Here is a 26167-nt window from a genome sequence, read left to right on the forward strand (position 1 = left end):
ATCACTCTCCCTTAATATGAATTTCTGTATGGGGCTCGGTGCGAATTTCAAGTGTGAAACGAACGCCATGAGGCAGAATATTGTCTACACACAGGGTATTAGAACCATCATCCGAGTGAAGCTGGATACGTAATAGAACATTACGAAGACCAATAGAGTTTTGCTCATCAGTGTCTGATTCTTCATGGGCTTTCAGCGGACGTTGCAGCATATGCTGAAGCTGCTCCAATTCGTTTTCTGGAATCGATGCCCCGTTATTTTCCACTTCAATCCTCACAATGCCTTCCCGGATTCGGCAGGCTGTAATACGAATCTTACCGGGCCCCAGCCGGGGATCGGCACCGTGTTTAAAGTAGTTTTCCACCAACGGCTGGAGAATCATTTTAGGCACCCGATCATTCAGAACTTGATCATCCCATTGATAGGTGACTTCTAATTGCTCACCGAAGCGTTCCTTTTGCAAATCAAGATATTGTTTTACATGCTCAGCCTCTTCCTTGAGTGTAACAATCGTATGGTCCCGCATGTTATAGCGGAGCATTTTCGCAAGGGAAGAGAGTAGCGAATAGATTCGCGGCACCTCATGCTGTAGAGCCAGTGTTCCAATAGACTGTAGCGTATTATATAAAAAATGAGGATTAATCTGTGCCTGAAGCGCTTTCAATTGGTGTGTCTTGTTTGCCAGTTCCAGCTTGTATTCCCGCAAAATGAGGTTGTTGATGGTATCCATCATCTGTCTGAAACGACGCGACAGCACTCCAATCTCATCGTTGCTCATGGCCCGGATGTCTACATCCAGCTGACCAGACTGAATCTGGTTTATGTAGCGAGTCAGCCGCTTAATCGGTTCCGTAATTTTTATTGAAATCCATAACGTGGCGACAATAACGAGCAGCAATGCTGCGCCTGTAATGACCGCATTGATCTGGGTCAGTTGGGTAGCTCGCATATAAAGCGTCCGATGAGGGATTTTCTTGACGAGTGTCCAGCCTGACAGGTTGGCATCCAGTTTGCCATATACGTGCAGTGCTGTATCATCTTCAATTACACCGTGCTCGTCTTCTTTAGAAATTCGCTTGAGTAGGCCAGATTCCTTCCAGTGTGTTCCAATGGATGATTCTTTTCCACTATAGATGATCGTTCCGTTCCGATCAATTAAAAACAGCTCCTCTGTATCTGCATCATACAATTGACGGCAAATACTGCGCAGTGCCTCCAGATCAACGTCTATAGCCAGTACCCCAAGCGTTTCTGAAGACGGAATGTTCCGAATCGCCCGGTGGAGTGTAAATACCTGCCGCTCTGTGCTGTGCTCCGCATAGGAAACCGCCGAAAAGCCGTACAAATGCTTTATATGCGAGGGTTGTATGAACAGTCCGGAAGGGCCGTAATGGATAGAACCGGTAAAGGGCTCCAGCCGGAACTCCCGTAAAGGAACCGTGCTGGTAATCAGCGTAGATTGCCCAGCCTCAAACGAATGCAAGTACACCTGGTCAATACCTGAGGAAGCATTCATCATCGTTTGCAGCGTGGTGTAAATCTCGGCAACGGCCCGGTAATCATCCGGAATTTTAGCCAGGTTGCGCAGAAAATGAGGGTCATTATAGACTCCGATCGATGCGCGATTTAATCCCTGTAAATAGTTATCCAGATTCGTAATTCCCTGAAAAATAAGCCGCTCATTTTCTTGGGTGGCCTGCTCCCGTAAGGATTGTTTGGTGAGGATGAAGGTCATGGTCATTGAAAGCAGCAACGGAATGGTGACCGCAATGAGTAGAAACCAGATTAGGCGAGAACGAATGCTATGAAATTTCATGCAGGTAAGCTCCTTTCACAATTCAAGGCAGGCCTGAGGTCAATATTTTCCCCCTTAATGGTTCACGATCTTGCGTGTTCTCCAGAGCACTAATTCGACATAATGAACATGTGAATCGCATATCCATACGGATTCAACGTCCACACTGCTTGCAAGGATGCCGTAGAGGAGCGTTCCAGACACCAAAGAGAACAAAGGGGGGATCGGTTTGAATCGCGCCAAGTCGTCGCAATGGCTCCAGCAATGGATTTTTGTAGGGCCATCGACGTTATTTTTCGTTATCATTATTGTAATCCCTTTCATGCTAGGAATGTACTATTCTTTTACAGAGTGGAATGGGGTAGCCAATCAGGCAAAGTGGGTCGGGCTGGATAATTTCAGTCACATTTTATTAAATGACGACAAATTCGGGACAGCGTTCTGGTTTACCGTCCGTTTTACGGTGATTGGAGTGGTGGCAGCCAATATCTTTGGTTTTCTGCTGGCGTATTTTCTAACCAAGCCGCTAAAAACAAAAAATGTGCTTCGAACTATTTTTTTCATGCCTAATGTGATCGGAGGTCTGTTGCTCGGTTTTATCTGGCAGTTTATTTTCGTCAAGGGATTTGCAGCGATCGGCGAGAGTACGGGGTTATCCTTCTTCAACCTGTCCTGGCTGGGAGATGAGATTACGGCCTTCTGGGGCATTGTGATCGTGTTTATCTGGCAAACAGCCGGTTATTTAATGGTGATTTATATCTCTTCCCTGACCAACGTGCCCCGGGATATGCTGGAGGCAGCCGAGATTGACGGAGCGAGCCGGATGCAAATCTTGCGGTCGATTATACTGCCTTTGATCATGCCCGCCATTACGGTATGTCTCTTCCTGGCGATATCATGGTCGTTTAAAATGTTCGATCTCAACCTGTCATTGACGAAGGGTGGTCCTTTTGGTTCAACAGAGTCAGTGGCGCTCAATATATACAATGAAGCGTTTGTCAATAATCGTTATGGGTTGGGAACGGCTAAAGCACTTATTTTCTTTATCATTGTTGCTCTCGTTACGAGCCTTCAGGTACGCCTGACGAAAAGCCGGGAGGTGGAATCGTAGATGGAAACAAACAATCGCTACCGCGTTGGAACCTGGGCGACTGAGTTGGTGATGATCCTCGTCGCATTGGTATTCCTCGTCCCGTTTTACTTTTTGTTCGTGAATTCGGTCAAAAGCTTTGGTGACCTGCTCACGGATTCTGCGGCCTGGCCACAAACATTTGTATGGAGCAACTATGCTAGAGCTTGGAGCATTACGCGTTTTCCTGAAGCGTTATGGAACTCATTCGTGGTTACGGTGGTCAGCAATCTGCTGCTCGTACTGATCAGCTCAATGGCTGCTTATCGAATGGTTAGGCATCCAACACGTTACAATCGGGTGCTGTTCAGCCTGTTCGTGGCCGCGATGGTCATTCCTTTTCAATCGGTGATGATCCCTTTGGTCAAGGTTGTAAGTACGCTGGATTTAATGAACAGTATTAGTGGTCTGGTAATCTGTTATCTGGGATTTGGGGCTCCTATGTCCATCTTTCTCTTTCACGGATTCGTCAAAGGTGTGCCAGTCGAGGTGGAAGAAGCAGCTACAGTAGACGGTTGCACGCCTTACGGGGTGTTTTTCCGGATTGTATATCCGTTGATGCTGCCCATGATGGTAACAGTTATTATTTTGAATACACTCTGGATTTGGAATGACTATCTACTGCCTTCTCTCGTGCTGCAAAAGGCTGAATTGCGCACCATTCCGATTGCAACCTATGCCTTTTTCGGACAATATACGAAGCAGTGGGATTTGGCATTACCTGCTCTGGTGCTGGGTATCTTGCCGGTCATCGCGTTCTTTCTGGCCATGCAAAAATATATTATACAAGGGATTATGGCAGGTTCGGTTAAAGGTTGAGTGTTGATTATGGTGCTATGAAACCTAGAATAGAAAGGAACATAAATATGAAAACGCATACTTTTAAAAAGAAAGCCCAAGCACTGATTTTGCTTTTTGCAGCTTTTGCTCTGGTTTTGGCGGGATGTAACAGCAGCGGGGGGCAAAATGCAAGCAATGAGGAAGTTAAGGAGAAAACCATTCACATTTTTCAGTTTAAAGTAGAGATTGCAGAAGCACTAAATCGCATGAAGGGGGAGTATGAAGCGACTCACCCGGGGATTAAACTCGACATTCAGACCGTAGGTGGGGGTAGTGACTATGGGGCGGCGTTGAAGGCCAAGTTTGCTTCTGGTGAACAGCCGGATATTTTTAATGTCGGCGGATATCGTGAGCTGGATACGTGGATGGAATATTTGGAGGACCTATCCGACCAACCTTGGGTTGGTGATGTGGTCGATGTCGCCAAAGAACCGATGACCAAGGATGGCAAGCTGTACGGTCAGCCAATGAACCTGGAAGGATACGGCTTTATTTATAACAAGGATTTGTTCAAAAAGGCTGGAATCACCGAGCCTCCTAAAACGCTGTCTGAGCTGGAGGCTGCTGCGCAAAAGCTGCAAGCCGCAGGGATTACACCTTTCTCCAATGGATACCAGGAGTTTTGGGTGCTGGGCAATCATTTGCTGAACGTGGCATTTGCTAATCAGCCAGACCCGTCGGGCTTCGTCAAAGGACTGAATGATGGCACAGCCAAAATTCCGGGCAATGCTGTATTCGCCGAGTGGATCAAGCTGCTCGATCTGACGCTCAAGTATGGCAATTCGAAGCCGCTCACGACTGATTACAATACGCAGGTAACGAACTTTGCCACTGGCAAGGCTGCCATGATGCAGCAAGGGAACTGGACTCAGGTCCAAATTGACGGAATTAATCCGAAGCTGAATCTGGGTATTCTGCCTATGCCGATTGGTGAAGATGCAACAGCCGGAGATAAGCTGTTTGTAGGTGTCGCCAATAACTGGGTGGTTAATAAAAATTCGTCTGTCAAAGCTGAGGCCAAAGAGTTCTTAAATTGGATGGTGACATCCGAGCAAGGGAAAAAGTATATCACCAAGGAATTTAAGTTCATTCCAGCGTTCAAGAGCATCAAAGGAGAAGAGGCCGATATGGGCCAACTGGGTGCCGAAGTGGTGAAATACAGTCAGGAAAATAAACTGCTGGGCTGGTTCTTTAGCCGTTATCCTGAAGGAGCGCAGCAAGAATTCGGAAGTCAGATGCAAGCTTATGTGGCAGGTAAATCGGATGCTGGGAAGCTGTTCGAGGATTTCCAGAGAACATGGGATAATTTGAAGACCAAATAATTAAATAAAATACGCAGAAGAGCCTTCGTATGTCAGGGAGATTGCATGATCCTGAACATCCGAAGGCTTTTTTGTTAACATAATTATACATTATAATAAAGCAGTACAATATCCCCGCGGCGTTCTATTTCTTGGAGTTCAAATGTACTTGGCAGTGTTCCTTCTGGAAATAACGGTATTCCTTGTCCAAGCACTTTAGGAATGATCGCAATGATCGCCTTTTCTAGCAGTCCAGCCTGCATGAAGGCCTGAACTAACTGACCTCCACCTACTAGCCATACCAAACCTTCCGATTGTTTTTGCAGACGCGGAACTAGCTCAGACAGATCCTCGTCCGTAAATGTAACATGCGGTGCTTGCTCATGCTTCGCTAATGACCGGGTGAGTATATAACAAGGCTTGCCAGCATAGGGGAAATCATCGGAAAGCTTCAATACCTCTTCATACGTCAGCCTGCCCATCAGTACCGTACCTACAGTGTCGTAAAAGTCGGCATATCCATTGTCGCCACCATCCCCTTTGACATCAAACAGCCAGTCTACCGAGCCATCCGGCAGTGCAATATACCCGTCAAGACTCACGGCAATATACAATACGACTTTGTTGGATTTTATAGCATCCATGGTTCATCACTCCTTTCTATCACCTATGTTACAATCTATTTATGACATACTTTGTCGTAGTAAAATAATCGTTTAAACTTTATTTTTATTAGAGGAGTACCTGATGAACGAACGCAGAATCGCACTTATGAGGATACTGGATTCCCGAAAAAAATATACGGCACGTGAGCTGGCCGAGCGGTTTGGTGTCTCCGTCAGGACGATTCAAAGAGATCTCGACTATTTGCAGCAGACCGGGTTACCCCTGTATACCGAAACCGGACCTCATGGCGGCTATCGGGCACTTCCCAATCGACTTCTTCCTCCCCTTCATCTTGCTCGTGATGAGGCTTTTGGTCTTTTTCTCATGCTGCAGCTGCTGGAAAATATCCCGGACATCCCCTTCGGGTCGGTGCGGGAGCATTTATCCGAGCACTATTATGCCGAGCTTCCTCAGGATGTGCGGGATAGCATTGATCAATTCAAGGACTATATCGCTTTTCGGATGATGCCGACTCACGCAGAGTCACCCTACACCTCGCTCATTTTGGAGGCTGCGTTGAATAAACGCCGGGTGAACATGCTTTACCGCTCCGCTTCTGGGGACAAGTGGACGAAAGTATATCCGGTGGGGCTCTATTTTGATCACGGATATTGGTACATGCCTGCGCAAAGCAGAGATCGGATCATTTTGTACCGCTCAGACAGAGTGATGACAATGTCCATACTGGAAGACACCTTATCCGGCCTTCCCACCCTTAAGGAATGGTTGACTGCGGAGGATTCGCGTACGGGAATTCCGTCCAAAATAAAATTTACACCATTAGGTGCTCGGCTGGCGGAATCAGACCCCCTCTTCCAAAATGTTTCTCATGAGAAATCGCGGGGTCAGGAATGGTACGGACATATCCCGGTCGAAGAGTTTAAATATGTATCCAGACTTCTGTTAAAATACGGGCCGGAGGCCGAGGTTATATATCCGAAAGAGCTGCGTATGCAAGTCAAACGGCTGCTGCAAGACAGCCTGAATCCTTATCTGAAGGATGATGAGGCCGATCAGGAAGGATAAGTCTCTTAATTGTTAATTACATGAATATTTAAGGTTATTAACGTATGACTTTCCAATTATTTTTGTGATAAAGTTTTGAAAAGAGCCCGTTTTCGTATATGATGAAGAGTAATAATTCAAAAGGCTGGACGGGAGACAGATATGAATCAACCGCTTTATGGAATATGGCTCGGAGATGTGTTTTTTTGCTTTTCTGGTGAGACGTCGGAACCACGTATTGATGCGTGGAGCAGTGTGATCCGCAGGCTGACGCTGAAGGGAGACCTTCGGCCGTTTCGGCAGGCTGCGTTGCGTCTTGCCGAGGTGCGGATACCTAACAATGCTCGCGTGGAAACCGCGGGCAGAGGTGGCAAAAGACGTTCCATGCTGGGGCGTACGCTGGAGGGTCTGGCACTGGAACCTCGCGAGACGATGGCTCTGCTGACTCGCATGGACGAGAAGGGCTGTGCGGCTTCGGGCATTACGCTTGGCGAGGAAATGCAATATTGGCAAAAGGCTGCTTATTTTGCGCTAGAGCTGATGCAGCGGGGCGAAATCGTGCCATCACTTACAGAGGCGCGTCCCTCTGGACCGCGACGACGCGGTCCGGATGCGGCGGTAGGGGTGTGGATTCCTCGGCTTCGCGAAGAGGAGGACATCCGCCGCTTTCATGAGCTGGCAGCTGCGATGCCGGCTGTTTGTATGGCAGCTCCGGCCGTTTTTGCGGGCAAGGAGCCAGAAACACGTGAGGATGCAGCTGGAATGGTGCTGTATTCCTTCTTGTGTGCGGTCGTTCATGCAGAAACGACCGCGGTGCTGGCTGCGTCAGATCGTGAGCTGGGACGATATCGGGCAGATTATCGGCGCGGAGGATCACCGCTGGCGGAGCTGTGGTGGAACAGTCTGTTGACGGGTTCGCGTCAGGTTGCGATTCAGGGAACGCCTGCTGAGATGGAGGAGCTGGTTCTTCAGGCGTCCTCTCTTGAGGGAAGCACGATGCCTGTCACCGAACGGGAAGCCAAGGAACCCATTGAAGGGCAATTGCGTCTGTGCCTTCGTTTGGAGCCTTCTTTGGAAGAGAGTATCCAGGAATGGCGCATTACCTTTTGGGCAGAAAGCGATGCAGAGCCCGGATTACGACTGCCTGCTCTGGCATTGTGGGCATATCCTGAACGTGATCTGGTTCGCGGTGAAATTGTGTACCGTCAAGTGCAGGCGCAACTGCTGACGAGGCTCGGACAGGCGGCTGAAGCGGCACCTATATTGCAGGAAGCATTAAACCGCCCTTATCCCGAGGGGTTGACCCTGGAGCCGGAGATGTTCTTCCGCTTCCTGACGGAAGCCGTACCTTCTTTACAAAAGAACGGTATTACTGTGCAAATGCCTTCACGCTGGAGCCGGGAGGGGCGAAGACGTGCAGGCTTGCGGCTTAAAATGCGCTCGACAGAGCAGGGGACCAAGCCAGATGGTGTGATCGCCGATACATCGTCTGTTGGCATTAACCGCATGATTTCGTTTGATGCCGAGGCTGTGCTGGGGGATACGGCCTTGACGATGGAGGAACTGGAAAGCATCGTCGCGGCCAATTTGCCATACGTACGTCTCGGAGGGGAATGGATCGAGGTAGACCCCAAGGAAATTCGTCAGGTGCTGCGCTTTATCAAGCGTGGAGAAAACGGTGAAATGAGCTTGTCCGAATGGATGCATTTGGCTGCGGAAAATGAAAGTGCAGGCGAGGCCTCATGGAAGGGCTTGTCTATCTTTGGCGCGGAATCCGCCGGATTGCTTGCGTCGTTGGCTGAGGGAGGGGTACTCCGTTCCGTAGAGCCGCGTCCTGTGCCGGAGACGCTGCATGGTGCACTACGGCCGTATCAAGAGCGGGGTTTTCAATGGCTGGCTGCGATGCGCGGATTGGGCTTTGGTGTGTGCCTGGCGGACGACATGGGGCTGGGTAAAACGATTCAGGTTATTACCTGTCTGCTCGATGGTGGCATCGGAGCAGAGGATCAGCGTCCGGCGTTAATCATCTGTCCGACGTCCTTGCTTGGCAACTGGCAGCGGGAATTGAAGCGCTTTTCACCGGATTTGTCGCTTTATATTCACCATGGCAACCAGCGACTCCACGGGGAGCAGTTTCAGGAAAATGTACGCGAGTATGATATCGTCCTCACTACCTATCATTTGGCGGGCCGGGACGGCAGCGATTTATCTGCGGTCTACTGGTCTTCCATCGTGTTGGATGAGGCGCAATATATAAAAAATGCACGCACTAAGCAGGCACAAAGCGTCATGAAGTTGTCCGCCCCACATCGGATTGCCATGACAGGTACTCCGGTAGAGAATCGCTTGAGCGAACTGTGGTCTATTTTCCAATTCCTGAATCCAGGGTATCTTGGTACAGCGTCTTCATTCCGCCAGCGGTACAGTCTGGCAGGAGAGGAACGGGGGTCCGCGTTGCGTGAGCTTCATCGTCTCGTCTCCCCGTTCATGCTGCGTCGGCTCAAAAGCGATCCGGATATCCGCAAGGATTTGCCAGAGAAGCTGGAGTTGAAGTCCTATTGCGTACTGACACCAGAGCAGGCCGGATTATACCGCGGCGTGGTGGATCAATTATTGGGAACACTGGATGGACAAGTCGGTATGGCCCGCAAAGGGCTTGTCCTGTCGTCGCTGACCAAGTTGAAGCAAATCTGTGACCATCCGGGTTTAATTATTCCAGGCCGTGCTGACAGCAGTAAAGCCGAAAACTCGGGCAAAATGGAGCGACTGCTGGAATTGGTAGAAACCATTCGCGAGAACGATGAATCGGCGCTGATTTTCACCCAATATGTGTCGATGGGAGAACTACTGGTTTCCCGTTTGGCCAAAATTTTGGGAGAAGAGCCATATTTCCTGCATGGGGGACTGGCGAAAACCAGACGGGACGAAATGGTTCACAACTTCCAGCAGGGAAAAGGACCGAATATATTCGTACTTTCCTTGCGTGCAGGTGGCGTGGGTCTGAACCTGACGCGTGCCAGCCATGTCATTCACTATGATCGCTGGTGGAATCCTGCGGTGGAAAATCAGGCGACAGACCGGGTATTCCGTATTGGTCAAAGTCGCAATGTACAAGTGCACAAGTTGATTTGTCAGGGGACACTGGAGGAAAGAATCGATGAGCTGATCGAGAGCAAAAAGGCACTGTCCGAACAGGTTGTCGGCTCGGGTGAACATTGGCTCACCGAAATGTCTGATGATGAACTGCGTGGTCTGATTGCGTTGCAAAATGATGTATGGATCGAGTGAGCAGAGAAAGGATGAAGGCGATGACGAGACCGCGAGTGAAGCTGGACGTAACTGACGGTCGATGGATCGTGGGATTTGACGGAAATGGGCCGGAAGGTGAATCGACGGGTGTACCTTCCGCACAACCCGTCCAATGGACTGGCCCAGTGCCTGTACTGAACCTGGAAGAGCGAGAGGCATGGCTGGAGCAGCTAAAAGCGGAGCCTTTGGACATCTACCGTCTCCTGAAAGGAGAAGCCTGCCTGTCGCTGGATGAAATTATTCAACTCGCAGCTGAGACCGCCGTTTCCAGCAGAGAGAATGGAGTGGGGGCAGTCGAAGACGTGAAGGAAGCTCTTCAGGCTGGACTGAAAAACGAGCCCCAACACTGTCCGGCGTTGATCGGAATGACGCCGGAAGAGCTGCTGGAGTACGTGTTTAGTGCTTGGGCTGGAGAGTTATCCCATGTGCAGAGAACCTCCCCCGCGCTTGAGCCTACCTCACGCGCGGAGGGCGGACGCAGCGGATCGGCAGCAATTAGCGAATGGATTGCAGAATCCGCAGCTGAAGGAGCATTGCATCGTCCCGGAGCAGGCTTTCATGCCATTGAAATCCATCTGCCACAGAAACTTGCTTTCAAGAAGGAAACTGATATTACGTCTTTGCTGCCGAGGTTACCCCGTGCTGAAGAAGCATTGAAACTCATACGTGAACGGGTAGCCGAGCGAGCTCGGGCTGCAATCCCGCAAAAACGTCATAATCCGTAACAATTCGGGGATATGCTTCCTTTTTCGAGACTGTTCACCTTCATTGGATAGGATAACAGCTTCGAAGTGTGTCCAAAGTTCAGTTACAATGGGGAAACGGAAAAGTCACTGCAAGTCATGTATCAATTGCAATATTGGAGGAGATACCAGCATGAAACGACATATACAACAGATGCGCACATCTCAGCGATGGACTAAAGCGCTTATTCCGGGGCTGATCCTGCCGGGTCTATTGCTAGCAGCGTGCCAGCAAGGAGGATCAGGTGGACAGGAAAGTGAGCCATTAAAATCGTCTACAGCGGTACAGGAGAATGTACAGCCTTCCACCCAGCCGGATGCGGGGAATGGCAGCGCTAGCGCTGGACAAGCCACCGCGGGTACTGGAAGCGGACAAGCCGACCCTGTAATGGCGTTGCGGAGCCAGAGTGCGCTGCAAGCTACGGTTAAGGAAGAGGATGGAACAGCGGTTGTCACCAATGCGACTTCAGATACAGTCGTTGTGAACAAAAAGCGCAGCTTGCCCGTGGGCTATGTCCCGGATGATCTGGTGGAGCCGCAGGTGCCTTTTTCCTTCGAGGGACCGCATGAGAAGCGGCATTTGCGTAAGGAAGCGGCAGAGGCACTGGAGAAGCTGTTCGACGGTGCGAAAAAGGACGGCATTGAACTGCGTGCGGTATCGGGATACCGATCCTATAAGCGTCAGGTGTCTATTTTCAACAACAATGTAAAGACAAAGGGGCAGGAATATGCCTCTAAAGTCAGCGCCGTACCAGGTACGAGTGAGCATCAGACGGGATTGTCCATTGACGTATCCAGCCCCAGCGTAGGCAATGAGCTGGAGCAATCCTTCGGTGCTTCTAAGGAAGGTGAATGGCTGGAACAACATGCACCGGAATACGGATTTATTATTCGTTATATGAAGGGTAAAGAAGATGTGACTGGCTATGTGTACGAGCCTTGGCATATCCGTTATGTGGGAGTAGATATTGCAGAGGATGTTGCCAAGCAGGGGCTGACACTTGAGGAGTATTTCGACGAAAGCAATATCAAACTATAGGCGTTACAACCAAGCCGTAATCCTGGGGATTGCGGCTTTTTGTCGTATTTTTCTTCCAAATTGAACCTTTTCAAGGTAGAATCTCGTATAGTGAACGACGACAGATGCTTGGATTTATAGTAAACCTCATGACAGAAGCGTACAGGAAGGGAAGGGAATCATCATCTATTATTCATTAACGTATCGCGAATGGTCAGAAGACACTCAAAAGGAACTGCGCAGCCTAACACGGGAGTCCGTATCGGGAGATGAGCTGTTCCTGCGCAAGCTTGTAGACGCTACGCGTCTCCATGACAAGCTGTGGGCGCATATCTCGAATGAAAGTGAGGAGCATACGGATCATTCCGTCTATGTAACCGAATTTACGGGGGAACGTGCGAAGCCTTACGGCGCGTCGATCACAGACCTCGTCCTGGCTAGTGAGGGAGGCTACAGCTCCACATTCAGCGCATTGTACTGGGTATGGCATGAGCCTGCGTTCCGAAGTATGGATCAGCGGGAAGGCTCGGTATTTACCTTGGAGCTGGCCCAACGGCTACTGGATCACTATACGGTTTTGGGTGGCAAAACATACGAATTTATATATTCAGTATTGGACCCTCAGCTGAAAAAGGTGCATTTGTTTGTGAAGGAGGTCGATCTGTGATGGAGCATTCTTGGGAAACCATGAAATCCAAGCCCGGCTCTCGTGCACGGATGGCGGCCTTTGCCCTGATGTTGGCTGTCCCAGCCGCTCTGACGGGTTGCGGTGACGACGAATATTATGACTGCGACGAGCTTCCTGTATCGGAGCAAACGGCCTGCCGGGATTCAGGCAGCAGCGGGTATTATTATGGCGGATCGACCTATTATAGCGGAGGCTCCTCATATCATAGCAGCCGTTCATCTTCCAGTTCTTATCGCAAGAGCTCGTCTTCATCTTCCAGCTCACACAGTGGTTTTGGCAGCAGCGGCTCACGCAGCGGCTTTTTTTCTGGGGGTTAAGATGAGCATACGTACGATTCGGCAATTGCCTTATGAACATGACGAGCTTTTTCAGGGTGAAATTAGCCGTATGATTCCGTATCATCGCATGTACGGCAAGTCCTATTGCGTGCCGGCCTTAACGGTGTATCGGGAAAGCGAGCTGGCAGAGCTTCAGGCTGCTTCTGAGGCGGTACATCGTATTTATCGCAAGGTTCAGCAATTCATCCAGCGCTATATGCCGGATGAATACCTGGTGGAGCGGTTGGGAATTCATCCAGGCTTGCTGCGTGCTGCACGTATGGAGGCCACGCCGGATGGGATCACCCGACAGGACTGGATTGTGGGGGAAGCGGGGATCAAGTGCATTGAGAATAACACCGATACCCCAACCGGGATTCCCGAGGTGGCTTATCTCGAAGGAAAGCTGCTTGAGGTGCTGCATAGTGAGGGAATGTCAAGGGATGATATTGCTCTACATGGACCCTCATCTGGAATGGATGAGGCGATTCAGTCTGCTTTGACGGAGCTCATTCATTTTTATAGCCGCAAGGGTTTAGGGACAAAGGTGCACTTCACTTGCTATGATTGGCATATCGAGGATCAGACGAATACCAAATATATCATGCGTTTATGTGAACAAGCCGGGTTTGAAGTGGTTTATGCGCCATTGGAAGAACTGGAAATTATCCCGAATGAAGGATTGTATCACCGGGGAGAGCAGATTCACATCCTCTATCGCCTGTATCCGCTGGAATACCTGATTGATGATCGGGAAGAGGACACGGGTCTTGAGGTGGGGCAGGCGTTAATGGATATGGTGGCAGACGGGAAAATAGGACTAATTAATCCGCCGCAGCATATCATTACCCAGAGCAAGGGGTTCACCGCAACCGTATGGTCGCTGTACGAGCGCAATGAGCAGACACCAGCGTTCTGCGGTTTTCGTTTATTTGACGACCGGGAGCTGGAGGTCATACGAACCTACCTGCTACCTACATATTTTGAGCCATCCGTGTTTCTACAAAATCAAGAGCCTTATGTCGCCAAAGGTATATGGGGACGAGAGGGTAAAGGGACGCATTTGATTGAGCAGCCTGAACCCGAGGAGAGACTGGAAGGCGTCTTGGGAGTGGTTGAAAATGTGAAGGCTGACCAGCCTGATCTGCTTCATCAAGTTGATGCTCCACTAACGCCTGAACAGGAGGAAGCCGCACATATTGCCGCTTATTACGAGGGACAGCCTAAGATTTATCAGCAGCTGTGGCCCATGCAGAGCGCAGAGGTGCAGACGGAGGAAGGGCTATTTCACGGCTACGTGCTGACAGGCATATTCGTGATCGGGGGGCGTTTTGCGGGGGTCCTGCCGCGAATCGGTGAAAAGGTAACAGGGGATATGGCCTATTATTGCGCTGCCTCCGTTGCCAACGAACCTTCTAATCCACCCGCTGTATAGGCGAATTGCACAATGTATACTATTCGAACAGATCTGTTCCCTATTCATAAGTATCATAAGGAGGAAAAAAATTGGACTCTCATATCAGTTTGGGCAACGCATTGGGCAATGTAGGTATCGGCCTGCTTATCTTGTTTGCCATCTTAATCGTAGGTTATTTTGTGTTCAGCTTGCTGACACGTTATAACGATAATCAGGAAATCGCACGCGGCAATGAAGCGGCAGGTATCTACATGGGGGCAAAGCTGCTAGGCCTGTGTATCATCGTGGGAATGGTGTCGTATAGCAGCCATTCATGGCTCGATATGCTGACCTGGTCGGCCGTAGGCATTGTAGTGCTGTGCCTGGTCTATGTGATTTTTGATCTGGTAACGCCGCGTACCAAGGTGTGCGAGGAAATTGCTAAAGGCAATGTGGCTCTGGCACAACTGCTACGCTCAATCATCATCGGGGTATCTTTTGTCGTAGGTACATTTTTGATGTAGTCGAAATGATGTAGTTAATATAGAGAAGAGGTACAAAGAATCTGCAAAACCGAACAACGGAGCTGCAGATTCTTTTTTTTACGGGGAATTGTATTCACTTGGTGGGGACTATTCTACAAAGGTAAGGGTGATACTGCATAGCAAAAAGAAATGTGCTCCAGATATCAAACCAAATTGCAAAGAAGGGAATTCTGAACATATGAGTACCTTTACCTCCCCAATCCTACCCATTCGGGTGGGGATCATCGGCTTGGGCTTGATCGCTGAATATCATATCAGATCATTACACAGCATGTCGGGGGTATCGATTGTGGCCGTTAGTGATGTAAATGCGAACCGCCTTCAAGTCATCGGAGAGCAATTGCAACTGCCTGCTTCCAAGCGGTACTCCCATTATGAAGCATTGATCCGTGACCCAAAGGTAGATGCGATTCTGTCGCTGACACCCAATGATGTGCATTTTGACATTATTAGGATTGCGCTGGAAGAACACAAAGCTGTACTGGCAGAAAAACCATTGACGCTCACGTGGTCTGAGGCAGGTGAATTGAAAAAGCTGTATACTGCGAATCCAGTGCCTTTGCTGGTTCACTACAAGCATCGCTACGGAGCGGCCTTCCAATATGTCAAGCAGCTGCTGGAAGAGCATAAGCTGGGTAAAATCTACAATATTCAATTCCGCTATCTAATGGATTCATTTTCACCGTATCGTCAGCATCCGTATACATGGCGACACAATTTAGCCAAGGCCGGCTCTGGAGTCGTGGGGGATACTGCCTCACATATTATTGATCTGGCCCGTTTTCTGATTGGTGAATTTAAAAGCGTCGCGGCGCTGCTACATATCATTACACCTGAGCGGCCCGATCCGGTCACGGGTCTGCCTGTAAAAGTGGATGTGGAAGATCTCGCCGCCTTTCATGGCATCATTGGCGATAATACCGTGGGTACCTTCATCACTCACAAAAATGCCATCGGCAAACGTCACGATATCGAAGTGGATATCTACGGCGAGCTCGGTACGCTGCACGCTAGTCTCAATAATCCGGAAAGTATTCGCATCGTGCTGCGTGACCTGGAACACCCGGATGCCGAATACGAGAATTGGGCTGTTCCACCAATCTATAATCATACAGCCGATGGCGATTTTGTTAAGCTGGCAAGGGGGGAGTTCGTGGACCGAGCCCCATTGTTCGATGACGGATACAAGAATCAGTGGGTACTTGAGAAAATACTGCAATCCTGGAGAGAGAATGGGCGTTTAGTAGAAGTGTAAGGAGGCCCTATCTCTTATCTTGTTGCGTTCTTGCCCGTTTAGCCCCGATCAGCCTCCAGCCTGTTAACAATGCCGACACAAGACAGATGGAGGCAGACGTCATAAAGACTACATGCATGCCTGACAGAAAAATTTCAGGATGACCCGGAACTAAGCCGGTGACCCGATAACCAGCCTCTTTACTCATAATATAAAAGAGAATGGATGTGGCCAGCGTAATCCCTACAACCATACCGACGTTGCGCACCAGCGAATTAACACTTCCGGCTGAGCCGAGCTGTGTGCGGGGTACCTTGGACATAATCAGCGAGTTGTTCGGCGATTGGAATAAACCACTGCCAATACCCAGCATGGCAATCCACAGACCGACGAGCGGGATGGAGCTGCCTGCATGCAGCTGGGCTAATCCAATTTGGGCAACGACCATAACGACCAGCCCGGCGAAAGTGAGCAGTTCAGACCCGATTTTATCGGAAAGCGCACCGCTGAGCGGGGCCACAATAACCATAGAGATGGGGAACAACATCAGCAGAAATCCGGCATAAAAAGGCGACAAGTTCAGCATATTCTGCGCATAGAAAGGCGAAATGATGTTAAAGCAGAAGTTAGCGACGAACACCAGAAAAGCACACAGGATACTGAGTGAGAACAATGGATTTTTGAATAATGCGAGCTGTAACAGCGGCTGCGGACGACGCAATTCCAACCGAATGAATACAGCAAAAGCAACTACAGCCACCACCAGTGAAGCAATAATACGTGCGTCTCCATACCCGACCTGCTGTCCCAGCAACAATCCGACGAACAAGGTCAGAATAAAAATGGCAAACACCAGGCTGCCGGGAATGTCAACCTTATCCTTCACCTTGATCAGATCCTTCGGTAGAAGCTTCCAGCCAAGAAAGACTGCGACCAGGCCTATCGGTACATTCACCCAGAAAATGTATTGCCAGCCCAGCGAGGAGACAATAATACCGCCCAAGCTCGGCCCGGCGATACTGCCCAGAGAAACGAAGGTTCCAATGAGGCCAAGCGCTTTGCCCCGTTCAGTGGACGGGAAGATATCTGTTACGATCCCTTGGCTGTTCGCCATGGTCATGGATGCTCCAATGGCCTGAATGATGCGGGAAATCAGCAATAGGGAGAGTGAAGAGCTAAGACCGCACAATAGGGAGCCGAGAATGAATATGATTGTGCCGATTTTGAATATTTTGATTTTACCGACCATATCCCCCAGCTTGCCGAAAAATAAAATAGCGGTACATATCGCCATTAAATAGGCGGTTGTCACCCATTCAATTTGTGCCACGGGTAAATGTAACGTGCGAGACAACACAGGAAGAGCAATATTAACAATGCTTCCATCCAAAGTGGACATAAACGTAAACAGATTTAAAACAATCAAAATCATCCAACGTTTCTTCTGAACTTCGATATTCTCTTGATAGGTTGCAGCAGTTGTAGCAGTTGAACTCATTATGAACACCTCTTTATCGTTGAAAGCCCTTTTTATTAGTTGCATGCGCAACTAAATGAACGGTTCTAGTGTACAGCAAATTAGTTGCGTGCGCAACAATAGTATTGTAAACTTTGTTTTGGTCCCAGCTGGGGATTGCCATTTTCAAGCCAATGAGGTGTATTTGATGAGAAAAAAACCGATTGGAAAGCTAATTTCCCACCTGTACCGTCGAAATCAAAAAATACTGTCCAAAAAACTGGCTCCTTATGGAATCGGCAGTGGGGGACAACACAGTTTCCTAAAGCTGATTTTGCAGCGGCCGGGCATTACACAGGAGCAGCTGACGAATGAACTTAAATTTGACAAGGCAACCACGACACGCTCTGTAAAACAATTAGAGGAATCAGGCTACATTGAACGTAAAACGGACCCCAATGATCGTCGTTCCCAACTTGTGTCTCCTACGGCCAAGGCGTTAGAATTCGCTCCTGTCTTACAAGGGATATTGGACGAGCTCAATGCCGGTCTTGCCCGCAATTTATCCGAAGAGGAAGAGGACCTTCTAATCGACTTACTGCAAAAGATTAGTACAGATCCTGACGAATAAATAAATCAGGAGTTAGCATAGAGGATCGGCGGGTAAAAGAAAAAAGAAAAAAGAAAAAAGCAGCCATTCTCAGAGAATACTCTGTGGTGGCTGCTTGGTGCAGTCTGAGGGTTTATTGCACGGGAGAACGGTCGCCGCTTATATGGCATTCGTAATTCAGTCCAAGCTAATCCCTTCGAACGCATTCATGACTAATTGTCGCACATAGGCATCGTCTAATGGATAACCAGTTACCAGCAATCGATAAAAAATCGGCCCATAAATGAGATCGATACATAATTCAACATCGAGATGCTCCTTCAATTCCCCGCGCTCTATTCCCCGCTCAATTAGATGCCTGGCTTCAAGTCTTCGAGGATGAAAATATCGTGTTCGGTATGCCTCTGCTAATCCTGGATCAAGTTGCCCTTCACCAATTAACTCCGTAATGATTTTACCTTCTCGACTGGTTAGAAACCGTACTAAATTCGTAGCATGAATAAGAATATCGTCCAATACACGACCTGTGTCGGGTACGGGCAATCTTGCCATGGTAGCTGACAAGAAACCATCCATTACTACGGCAGCTTTGTTAGGCCACCATTTATATATGGTGGCTTTGCTCACTTTTGCTCGCTCAGCAATTTTTTCTACCGTAACAGCCCCAAATCCTTGCTCCAACAGTAGTTCATAAGAAGCGGTAAGGATAGATTTTTGCGACTCAACATTACGCGGACGTCCTCTTTTACTCTGCACTGGAATGCTCACCTTCTTACATAGATATAAGAAAACATAGAAAAGTAAACTATACGTTCAGTATATCAAATATCGGGTAAGAATAAAAATTTGAATTTGCCTATTTACAAAACGAAACGTTCAGTATATTATTTGATTATCGAATTAACGAACTATACGTTCAGTATTTAAATTCTTGAGGAGGATTATCATGCAAAGAGAACAACAAGCCGTAGAAGGTAACCGTATTTCAAATTGGATGATGTTTCTGTTGGCAGCAGCATGTGGCCTTATTGTTGCCAACCTTTACTATGCTCAAACTCTGGTAGGGCCTATTCATGTGGCGCTGGGTCTTTCTTCCACAACAGCGGGCTTCATTGTCACCTTAACTCAAATCGGTTATGTTGTGGGATTGCTGTTTATCGTACCGATTAGTGACATTATTGAAAATCGACGTCTAATGATCGTATCGCTCATCATTACAGTCTGTGCATTGCTCGTTGCTGCCTTCGCCCCCAATGCCACGTTGTTCCTTACTGCATCCTTGTTCATTGGAGTTGGATCTGTAGTTGCCCAAATACTGGTGCCGTATGCTACCTATTTAGCATCCGAAGAGCAGCGCGGACGGGTTGTAGGGAATGTTATGAGTGGACTCCTGCTAGGGATTATGTTCGCACGTCCATTGGCAAGCTTCATAACCAGCATCTGGGGATGGCAAGCCGTATTTATTATGTCAGCCATTGTTTTGACGTTGTTGACGATTCTCCTGTCGAAAGCACTTCCGGAGCGCAAGCCTGTGCCTACGGTATCTTACAGTAAACTGATTTTCTCACTAGGTACCCTGTTCAAACAAACGCCTGCATTGCGCCGGCGTGCCCTGTATCAAGCCTGCTTATTTGGTGCCTTCAGCCTGTTTTGGACGGTTGTCCCTCTACGCTTGGCGGATGATTTCGGCATGTCTCAGCAAGGGATTGCACTGTTTGCTTTAGTAGGTGTAGGCGGCGCAATAGCTGCTCCGATTGCCGGGAGATTGGCTGACAAAGGCTGGAGCAAAGTATTAACCGGGCTAGCTATGGTCATTGCCGCCTTGTCCTTTTTGGTCATCTATATTTTTCAAAGTCATTCGACGGTTGCGCTCATACTTCTCTTTATTTCAGCCATTACACTGGATATGGCTGTATCGGGAAATCTTGTGCTTGGGCAACGTGTTATTTATTCCTTGGGAAGTGAAGCGAGAGGGCGTCTGAACGGATTGTTCATGTCTATCTTTTTCATCGGTGGAGCGATTGGATCATCATTAGGCGGTTGGTCTTATGCGTTAGGTGGTTGGAATTTCAGTGCTCTGATTGGAGTCATCTTGCCTGTGCTGGCTTTACTGTACTTTTTCACTGAGAAAGAAACGAGTGGAGACGTACGAAAAAAACAAGTCGGGTAAAGATCAGCTTTAAAATTACGCCGTACGTAAAAGCATCATCATTAAAATGGCTGTTCCCAAGAGAAAACAAAGGGGCGAGTAGAGCACGGTGTCCCATTTTGTAAAAACCGTTCCTTTTTTTCTCTTGAAGAACCCAACCCATTTGAAATCTCCTATTGAACGTAAAATAAATAAGCTCGACAACAAGCCTGCACCGTAGGAATAGAAGGAATGAAAAAACCGAAATGGTGCAACTCCCCCTAGCTGCAGGACGAACCAAGCGGCTAAAGCTAGTAAAATGGCAACAATCGATGTCCCTATTTTGGAGGGTGTAAAGAGCAAATCCGTTCCCGTGCTTGGGATCGCTGCCTTAGCACCTTTTTGTCCGCCGAATACCCAATATACATGCATGCCGCTCAGTATAAATAAAATTCCGCCAACTGCCCATGTAAGTAACTCCAACATCTGACTTCCCTCCTTAATTTGAAATCCACTCTGTCCAAATCATATGAATATGCTGCTGAATGGCTTCTTCACTTAACGTCTCTTGCTTGTGACGCTCATACCAACCCAAGTAGTAATGGTACAATATCCATGATCTCTGAAAGGCTTTTTCTGGCTGCATTCCCTTCTGGATTAAAAGCTCTTTCATAAACTCCATTCTCATCTGTTCAACTTCATCGAGTAAAGCACGGTAACTATCATCCTTCAATGACAGCCTGCGTAGATAAAACAGAAAATCTCCCCGTTTCGTCTTGCCGAACATCTGGGTTAGCACTTCTCGAATCCGCTCATCTGCGGCAGCATGGGTGATGGACGCGGCCATAACCTGTTGCGTCGTCTGTGCCTTCCATGTCTCTACAATCTGTCGAATATAGCTGCTGCGATTGTTAAAATACCAATAAAAACTGCTCTTACTGCACCCTAAAGCAGCGGCCATTTTTTCAACAACAAGTTGATCGATTCCACCCTGCTCAAAACGTTCCATTCCTTTTTGAATCCATTGTTCTTCTGTGACAATAATCTTAGGCATCTCTCGCGCTCTCTTTCTGTACGGTATCGTCTAGATAAAATGATTTTACAATGGTTTTAGTGGTGTGTAAATATAAGCCGATTCGTCTCCACAGCCAGATGATCAATAACGGGCATAAAATTACATAAACGCCCACTTGAAATACCTGTGAATTTGAACTATAATGCTGTAGCATATAGTAATATTCAAGGCATTGACCAAAGACATGATTTCCTTGAAGGGCCGTTCAGAGAGAAAAGCCAAGGCTGAGAGCTTTTCCGGCAACCGCATGTGAAGTTACCCCTTTGTAGCCGTGACGTTGAACATGTAACTGTGCAAGTTAGCAGTGACATCAGTAAGCGCCCACCGATTTATCCCCGTTAACGGATACCAATGGAGGGCCACGCAGGTCGTGCATGAGCATGTTCCGATGAACATGAATGTACGTACAGCAGCGAGCCGAACTAGGGTGGAACCACGAGCTGAACGCACTCGTCCCTTGAGGGAGAGAGGCGTTTTTTTGCGTTCAATTTTGATATAGCACACAATTTGAAATGGAGGCTTTAATCGTGAGTATTCAAGTGAAATTGCCGGATGGAGCCGTACGCGAGTACGAGCAGGGTGTATCCATCGCCGACGTGGCGGGTTCGATCAGCTCCGGTCTGAAAAAGAATGCAGTAGCAGGTAAAGTGAACGGGAAGGCTGTAGATCTGAACACCGTTTTGGATCAGAACGTTGACCTTGAAATTATTACGCTGGACAGTGCGGACGGCCTGGAAATTTATCGTCACAGTACAGCGCATTTGCTGGCACAGGCGCTCAAACGCATTTACGGTGAGAAAAACGTGAAGCTGGGTATTGGTCCGGTCATCGACAGCGGCTTCTACTATGACATTGATATCGAAAACCCATTGTCCGTTGACGATCTGGCGAAGATCGAAAAGGAAATGACGAAGATCGCGCAGGAAAATCTGCCGATTACACGTCGTGTGGTCAGCCGTGAGGAAGCCACTCGCATTTTTGGTGAACTGGAAGATCCATTGAAGCTGGAACTGATCCGTGATTTGCCGGAAGAAGCGGAAATTACGATTTATGATCAAGGCGAATTTTTTGACCTGTGTCGTGGTCCACATCTGCCATCAACTGGCCGCATCAAGGCTTTCAAACTGTTAAGTGTAGCGGGTGCATACTGGAGAGGCGATTCCAACAACAAGATGCTGCAACGGATCTACGGAACAGCATTCCCGAAGAAAGCGCAACTGGATGAGCATCTGCACTTGCTGGAGGAAGCGAAAAAACGCGACCATCGCAAGCTGGGTAAAGAACTGGAACTGTTCATGTTCTCCGAAGAAGCACCTGGCATGCCGTTCTACCTGCCTAAAGGTATGGTTGTCCGTACTGCGCTGGAAGATTACTCCCGTGACATTCAACGTTTGCATGGCTATGAGGAAGTACGTACACCGCTGATGATGAACAACCGTCTGTGGGAACAATCGGGACACTATGACCATTACAAAGAAAACATGTACTTCTCCGAAGTAGACGAAACTACATTTGCTCTGAAACCGATGAACTGCCCGGGGCATATGCTTGTGTTTAAAAATGAACTTCATTCTTATCGCGACCTGCCGATTCGTATATCCGAATTTGGACAAGTGCATCGTCATGAGCTGTCCGGTGCGTTGAACGGTATGATGCGTGTTCGTACATTCTGTCAGGATGATGCGCATATTTTTGTGACACCAGAACAGATTGAAAAAGAGATTACAGACGTAATCAAGCTGATTAACGAAATGTACAGTGTGTTTGGCTTTGAATTCACAGTGGAATTGTCCACACGTCCGGACGACTTTATGGGCGAACCAGCGCTGTGGGATCAAGCGGAACAAGCTTTGCAAAACGTGCTGGAACATCTGGGCATGAACTACCGTATTAATGCGGGAGATGGAGCATTTTATGGTCCAAAAATTGACTTCCACATTCTCGATGCGCTCAAACGCAGCTGGCAGTGCGGAACAATCCAATTGGACTTCCAAATGCCTGAGAAGTTCGACCTCACTTATGTGGGCGAGGACAACCAGAAGCACCGTCCAGTCGTTATTCACCGTGCCATCTACGGTTCGATTGACCGCTTCATGGGCATTCTGACTGAGCATTTTACAGGTGCATTCCCATTGTGGTTGGCTCCTGTTCATGCGAAGCTGTTGCCTGTATCCGAGAACTATATCGAGACTGCCAATGAGGTGCAGGAAGCGTTGCTGAAAGCGGGTCTGCGCGTCGAAGTGGATACTCGGAATGAGAAGCTTGGTTATAAAATCCGTGAAGCGCAATTGGAGAAGGTTCCATACATGTTCGTTATCGGGGAAAATGAAAAAACAACCGGTACTGTAGCTGTGCGTAAACGGGGCGAAGGCGATCTGGGATCATTCAGCATTGCGGACATCGTAGAGAAAATCAGCACAGAGATTCACGAGAAGCAGTAATATTGGATTAAAAAATATATAAAAGAGCCGTCAAAACCATGATCATAGTGGTTTTGACGGCTCTTTATTTATACATCATACATAAGTTCCTAAGCTCCAGCACGAGAGAGGGAACAGCCTCGATTGAATGCTTTAGTTATCCTGTGCCTGTATGCCTAGCACGTCTGCGACCGAGAAGTGGCGTGATCTGCGGGGAGGGAAAGTGCCTTCAAAGCTGACTCCTCGGCTCGTTTGACCGAGGTCTCTTCCACATCCTGTTCCTCGCTAAGCGATAAAATTTCGCCACGCAATTTGAGCATTTTCTGATCCAGTTCGTAGGTTGCACGTGCAGCTTCGGTCAACCCGTTAACCACGTGTTCGGGCACTTTCTTATCAAACTTATAGTACAAAATATGCTCCATACTGGCCCAGAAATCCATAGCCAATGTGCGCAATTGAATTTCGACCTTAATCCAGCGTGTGCCCTCAAACAGAATCAATGGAATCTCCACAATGACATGTAGACTCTGATAGCCGTTGGGCTTAGGATGGGCAATATAGTCCTTGACCTCTAGAATCCGAATGTCTTCCCGTGTGCGGAGGTGATCCATCAGACGATAGATATCTTTGACAAAAGCACATACCACGCGCATGCCTGCGATATCATGAATTTCACGCAATATATTGTCCAGGGTGACCTCATGCCCTTTGCGCCGAACCTTTTCCACAATGCTGTGGGGTTCTTTGATCCGGGTTTTAATGTGCTCAATCGGGCTAAAACCATCTATCAGTTTCCATTCCGTCTGGATCAGCTTAATTTTATTCTTTAACTCCTCCAGAGCGAGTTGATAAAGGACGGGAATCTTTCTCCATTCCTCTAGTTGCTTGGCGTCAACACTGTTCTGGTCCAGCTGTAGCTGAAATTCCTGCAAGGGCAAAGGGACAGCATTCAAGTGCTTCCAATCCGGTTCATTCACAGAGCATTCTCCTAAATGAGGCTTACGATGTCCTCGATCTATTTCGTAAAAATGGATTACCGTATACATTGTACACTATGTCAAAACGTACAGGCAAAGGAGAGACGGACAAAGAAATAAGAAATAAAATAATAATTATAGTGGTAAAACCGAGTAATCCGATGTATAATTGCAAAAATGCTGATTTAAAGCATTAAATTTTTTCGAAATAGCACAAATGTTGAGTAGTCGTTATTAGATCAAAAATATAAATTATAGAAAATGAGGATGAGCAAAATGGCAAAAGTAGAAAGCTTTCAATTAGACCACACGATTGTAAAGGCTCCTTATGTAAGAGCAGCAGGAGTAGAGCATGATGAAAAAGGAAGCACGGTACAAAAGTATGACTTGAGATTTCTGCAACCGAATGAAGACGCACTGCCAACAGCTGCTGTACATACGCTGGAGCATTTATTGGCGACGTATCTGAGAGACGAAATCAAAGGCATTATTGATATTTCTCCTATGGGCTGCAGAACGGGATTCTACTTGATTTTATGGAATGAACACGAGCCTGAGGAAATTGCACTTGCTTTGGAAAAAACGTTGAAGAGAATTCTGGAAACGACAGAAGTACCGGCTGTTACTGCTTTGGAATGCGGAAACTATAAGGATCATTCCCTTTTCTCCGCGCAGGAATATGTGAAGATTGTTTTGGAGGCTGGCATTAGCCGCGATCCTTTCAAAAGAGTATTTTAAAATCTATGATTTCAATAGACCTATCTCATCAGACAGCAGTAGTGACAGGCGGCAAGTCAGGTATAGGCAAGGGGATTGTAGAGCTTTTCATTCAAAGTGGAGCTAAAGTGATCTCCGCTGATATTTCTTATGAAGAGCCGTATAGAGTGATCAATTCACAGTTGGTTGAAACTCAATTGGACATATCCAAGCCGGATGATATCGAAAGATGGTGCAATCTGCTAATCAGCGAAACGGGAGTTCCTGACATATTGGTGAACTGCGCAGGTACTTCTACGATGGATTATGTCATTGATAGTGAGTTGGCTGATTGGGAGAAAGTATTTTCGATCAATTCAACCGGGCTGTATGTAGCGTCCAAACGGTTTGCCAAGGAAATGGTGGATGCGCGTAAACCGGGGCGAATTATCCAAATTGCTTCACAGGCTGGAAAAAATGGATATCGGGCTATGGGCGGATATTGTGCATCCAAACATGCGGTTCTCGGCTTGACCAAGGTGATGGCCATTGAGCTTGCTCCGCATCAAATTTTGGTGAATGCGGTTTGTCCAGGTATCGTAGAAACGCCGATGAAGCATCGTGAGCGGATTGAAGGGGGCGTCATTCGCGGAATGACCGCCCAGGAGATATATGAAGAAGATTGTTCGCAGGTACCATTGGGGAGAACCGCCGAGGTAGAGGATGTCGCCAATGTGGTGCTGTTTTTGGCAAGTCCGCTCTCCGCATATATGACAGGACAAGCGATTAATGTTACAGGTGGAATGACGATGCACTAGC

Annotated in this window: 24 protein-coding genes; 17 read left to right on the forward strand and 7 right to left on the reverse strand. The window is 48.0% G+C overall.

Annotation, left to right across the window (positions count from 1 at the left end):
- Nucleotide 1 precedes the first annotated feature (1 nt).
- On the reverse strand, nt 2-1816 hold the full coding sequence (locus tag MKX36_RS02720) for a sensor histidine kinase (RefSeq protein WP_340864169.1): 1815 nt from the start codon (nt 1814-1816) through the stop codon (nt 2-4).
- A 208-nt stretch (nt 1817-2024) separates the two neighbouring features.
- On the opposite strand from MKX36_RS02720, the gene MKX36_RS02725 reads away from it, so the two are divergent.
- From MKX36_RS02725 to MKX36_RS02735, 3 genes are read left to right on the forward strand one after another with little or no spacing between them, the layout of a single operon-like run.
- The gene (locus MKX36_RS02725) at nt 2025-2906 is read left to right on the forward strand and encodes a carbohydrate ABC transporter permease (RefSeq protein WP_016819491.1); all 882 of its coding nucleotides are present in this window, start codon (nt 2025-2027) and stop codon (nt 2904-2906) included.
- Entirely contained in the window at nt 2907-3743 is an 837-nt protein-coding gene (locus MKX36_RS02730) for a carbohydrate ABC transporter permease (RefSeq protein WP_016819492.1), read from the forward strand.
- A 47-nt stretch (nt 3744-3790) separates the two neighbouring features.
- Nucleotides 3791-5086, forward strand: coding sequence for an ABC transporter substrate-binding protein (locus MKX36_RS02735; protein WP_016819493.1), 1296 nt, complete (start codon nt 3791-3793; stop codon nt 5084-5086).
- Between the two features lie 83 nt (nt 5087-5169).
- Here the strand turns inward: MKX36_RS02735 and MKX36_RS02740 are convergent, their stop codons facing one another.
- The gene (locus MKX36_RS02740) at nt 5170-5709 is read right to left on the reverse strand and encodes a dihydrofolate reductase family protein (protein WP_025363900.1); all 540 of its coding nucleotides are present in this window, start codon (nt 5707-5709) and stop codon (nt 5170-5172) included.
- A 103-nt stretch (nt 5710-5812) separates the two neighbouring features.
- On the opposite strand from MKX36_RS02740, the gene MKX36_RS02745 reads away from it, so the two are divergent.
- The 9 genes from MKX36_RS02745 (at nt 5813) to MKX36_RS02785 (ending at nt 16007) form a co-directional block, all read left to right on the forward strand.
- Nucleotides 5813-6757 (forward strand): helix-turn-helix transcriptional regulator, encoded by a 945-nt coding sequence (locus tag MKX36_RS02745; protein ID WP_039276688.1) that lies wholly within the window; start codon nt 5813-5815, stop codon nt 6755-6757.
- A gap of 141 nt (nt 6758-6898) precedes the next feature.
- Entirely contained in the window at nt 6899-10024 is a 3126-nt protein-coding gene (locus MKX36_RS02750; protein WP_016819498.1) for a DEAD/DEAH box helicase, read from the forward strand.
- A 20-nt stretch (nt 10025-10044) separates the two neighbouring features.
- The gene (locus MKX36_RS02755; protein WP_340864170.1) at nt 10045-10770 is read left to right on the forward strand and encodes a phosphoribosylglycinamide synthetase; all 726 of its coding nucleotides are present in this window, start codon (nt 10045-10047) and stop codon (nt 10768-10770) included.
- A 151-nt stretch (nt 10771-10921) separates the two neighbouring features.
- Entirely contained in the window at nt 10922-11827 is a 906-nt protein-coding gene (locus MKX36_RS02760; RefSeq protein WP_107734792.1) for a M15 family metallopeptidase, read from the forward strand.
- Between the two features lie 487 nt (nt 11828-12314).
- Nucleotides 12315-12473, forward strand: a complete 159-nt coding sequence (locus MKX36_RS02765; RefSeq protein WP_225164838.1) for a hypothetical protein — start codon at nt 12315-12317, stop codon at nt 12471-12473.
- A complete protein-coding gene (locus tag MKX36_RS02770; RefSeq protein ID WP_013369194.1) occupies nt 12473-12811 on the forward strand; it encodes a hypothetical protein in 339 nt (112 codons plus the stop codon). Before MKX36_RS02765 ends, MKX36_RS02770 begins: the two co-directional genes overlap by 1 nt.
- A gap of 1 nt (nt 12812) precedes the next feature.
- A complete protein-coding gene (locus MKX36_RS02775; protein ID WP_340864171.1) occupies nt 12813-14246 on the forward strand; it encodes a glutathionylspermidine synthase family protein in 1434 nt (477 codons plus the stop codon).
- Between the two features lie 71 nt (nt 14247-14317).
- The gene (locus tag MKX36_RS02780; protein ID WP_016819503.1) at nt 14318-14731 is read left to right on the forward strand and encodes a DUF350 domain-containing protein; all 414 of its coding nucleotides are present in this window, start codon (nt 14318-14320) and stop codon (nt 14729-14731) included.
- Nucleotides 14732-14930: 199 nt separating this feature from the next.
- Nucleotides 14931-16007, forward strand: coding sequence for a Gfo/Idh/MocA family protein (locus MKX36_RS02785; protein ID WP_123796768.1), 1077 nt, complete (start codon nt 14931-14933; stop codon nt 16005-16007).
- Nucleotides 16008-16014: 7 nt separating this feature from the next.
- Here the strand turns inward: MKX36_RS02785 and MKX36_RS02790 are convergent, their stop codons facing one another.
- Nucleotides 16015-17484, reverse strand: coding sequence for an MFS transporter (locus MKX36_RS02790; RefSeq protein ID WP_044787064.1), 1470 nt, complete (start codon nt 17482-17484; stop codon nt 16015-16017).
- 166 nt (nt 17485-17650) lie between these two features.
- On the opposite strand from MKX36_RS02790, the gene MKX36_RS02795 reads away from it, so the two are divergent.
- On the forward strand, nt 17651-18073 hold the full coding sequence (locus tag MKX36_RS02795) for a MarR family winged helix-turn-helix transcriptional regulator (protein WP_017428023.1): 423 nt from the start codon (nt 17651-17653) through the stop codon (nt 18071-18073).
- Nucleotides 18074-18229: 156 nt separating this feature from the next.
- Here the strand turns inward: MKX36_RS02795 and MKX36_RS02800 are convergent, their stop codons facing one another.
- A complete protein-coding gene (locus tag MKX36_RS02800; RefSeq protein WP_017428022.1) occupies nt 18230-18808 on the reverse strand; it encodes a TetR/AcrR family transcriptional regulator in 579 nt (192 codons plus the stop codon).
- A gap of 190 nt (nt 18809-18998) precedes the next feature.
- Here MKX36_RS02800 and MKX36_RS02805 point away from each other — a divergent pair, with 190 nt between their 5' ends.
- The gene (locus MKX36_RS02805; protein WP_340864172.1) at nt 18999-20222 is read left to right on the forward strand and encodes an MFS transporter; all 1224 of its coding nucleotides are present in this window, start codon (nt 18999-19001) and stop codon (nt 20220-20222) included.
- Nucleotides 20223-20237: 15 nt separating this feature from the next.
- Here MKX36_RS02805 and MKX36_RS02810 read toward each other — a convergent pair whose 3' ends face one another.
- A complete protein-coding gene (locus tag MKX36_RS02810; protein ID WP_340864173.1) occupies nt 20238-20666 on the reverse strand; it encodes a DUF3995 domain-containing protein in 429 nt (142 codons plus the stop codon).
- Nucleotides 20667-20679: 13 nt separating this feature from the next.
- Complete coding sequence (locus MKX36_RS02815) at nt 20680-21234, reverse strand: TetR/AcrR family transcriptional regulator (protein WP_016819511.1); 555 nt, start codon at nt 21232-21234, stop codon at nt 20680-20682.
- A gap of 548 nt (nt 21235-21782) precedes the next feature.
- Between MKX36_RS02815 and thrS the strand changes: the two genes are divergently transcribed.
- A complete protein-coding gene (thrS, locus tag MKX36_RS02820) occupies nt 21783-23696 on the forward strand; it encodes a threonine--tRNA ligase (RefSeq protein ID WP_016819512.1) in 1914 nt (637 codons plus the stop codon).
- A gap of 155 nt (nt 23697-23851) precedes the next feature.
- Here thrS and MKX36_RS02825 read toward each other — a convergent pair whose 3' ends face one another.
- Nucleotides 23852-24652 carry a GTP pyrophosphokinase gene (locus MKX36_RS02825; RefSeq protein ID WP_340864174.1) on the reverse strand — a complete coding sequence of 267 codons (801 nt, stop codon included), beginning with the start codon at nt 24650-24652 and terminating at the stop codon, nt 23852-23854.
- Between the two features lie 276 nt (nt 24653-24928).
- Here MKX36_RS02825 and MKX36_RS02830 point away from each other — a divergent pair, with 276 nt between their 5' ends.
- The gene (locus MKX36_RS02830; RefSeq protein WP_013369209.1) at nt 24929-25390 is read left to right on the forward strand and encodes an S-ribosylhomocysteine lyase; all 462 of its coding nucleotides are present in this window, start codon (nt 24929-24931) and stop codon (nt 25388-25390) included.
- Between the two features lie 5 nt (nt 25391-25395).
- Entirely contained in the window at nt 25396-26166 is a 771-nt protein-coding gene (locus tag MKX36_RS02835) for an SDR family NAD(P)-dependent oxidoreductase (protein WP_016819514.1), read from the forward strand.
- The last annotated feature ends 1 nt before the right edge of the window (nt 26167 follow it).

It is taken from the genome of Paenibacillus sp. FSL W8-0439 (genome assembly GCF_038008995.1).
Classification (GTDB): domain Bacteria; phylum Bacillota; class Bacilli; order Paenibacillales; family Paenibacillaceae; genus Paenibacillus; species Paenibacillus polymyxa.

Bases quoted from the DNA above. Each gene is read 5' to 3' on its own strand.
- MKX36_RS02720 (WP_340864169.1), bottom strand. From the start codon at position 1,816: ATGAAATTTCATAGCATTCGTTCTCGCCTAATCTGGTTTCTACTCATT.
- MKX36_RS02730 (WP_016819492.1), top strand. From the start codon at position 2,907: ATGGAAACAAACAATCGCTACCGCGTTGGAACCTGGGCGACTGAGTTG.
- MKX36_RS02735 (WP_016819493.1), top strand. From the start codon at position 3,791: ATGAAAACGCATACTTTTAAAAAGAAAGCCCAAGCACTGATTTTGCTT.
- MKX36_RS02740 (WP_025363900.1), bottom strand. From the start codon at position 5,709: ATGGATGCTATAAAATCCAACAAAGTCGTATTGTATATTGCCGTGAGT.
- MKX36_RS02745 (WP_039276688.1), top strand. From the start codon at position 5,813: ATGAACGAACGCAGAATCGCACTTATGAGGATACTGGATTCCCGAAAA.
- MKX36_RS02750 (WP_016819498.1), top strand. From the start codon at position 6,899: ATGAATCAACCGCTTTATGGAATATGGCTCGGAGATGTGTTTTTTTGC.
- MKX36_RS02755 (WP_340864170.1), top strand. From the start codon at position 10,045: ATGACGAGACCGCGAGTGAAGCTGGACGTAACTGACGGTCGATGGATC.
- MKX36_RS02760 (WP_107734792.1), top strand. From the start codon at position 10,922: ATGAAACGACATATACAACAGATGCGCACATCTCAGCGATGGACTAAA.
- MKX36_RS02765 (WP_225164838.1), top strand. From the start codon at position 12,315: ATGGATCAGCGGGAAGGCTCGGTATTTACCTTGGAGCTGGCCCAACGG.
- MKX36_RS02770 (WP_013369194.1), top strand. From the start codon at position 12,473: ATGGAGCATTCTTGGGAAACCATGAAATCCAAGCCCGGCTCTCGTGCA.
- MKX36_RS02775 (WP_340864171.1), top strand. From the start codon at position 12,813: ATGAGCATACGTACGATTCGGCAATTGCCTTATGAACATGACGAGCTT.
- MKX36_RS02785 (WP_123796768.1), top strand. From the start codon at position 14,931: ATGAGTACCTTTACCTCCCCAATCCTACCCATTCGGGTGGGGATCATC.
- MKX36_RS02790 (WP_044787064.1), bottom strand. From the start codon at position 17,484: ATGAGTTCAACTGCTACAACTGCTGCAACCTATCAAGAGAATATCGAA.
- MKX36_RS02795 (WP_017428023.1), top strand. From the start codon at position 17,651: ATGAGAAAAAAACCGATTGGAAAGCTAATTTCCCACCTGTACCGTCGA.
- MKX36_RS02805 (WP_340864172.1), top strand. From the start codon at position 18,999: ATGCAAAGAGAACAACAAGCCGTAGAAGGTAACCGTATTTCAAATTGG.
- MKX36_RS02810 (WP_340864173.1), bottom strand. From the start codon at position 20,666: ATGTTGGAGTTACTTACATGGGCAGTTGGCGGAATTTTATTTATACTG.
- MKX36_RS02815 (WP_016819511.1), bottom strand. From the start codon at position 21,234: ATGCCTAAGATTATTGTCACAGAAGAACAATGGATTCAAAAAGGAATG.
- MKX36_RS02830 (WP_013369209.1), top strand. From the start codon at position 24,929: ATGGCAAAAGTAGAAAGCTTTCAATTAGACCACACGATTGTAAAGGCT.
- MKX36_RS02835 (WP_016819514.1), top strand. From the start codon at position 25,396: ATGATTTCAATAGACCTATCTCATCAGACAGCAGTAGTGACAGGCGGC.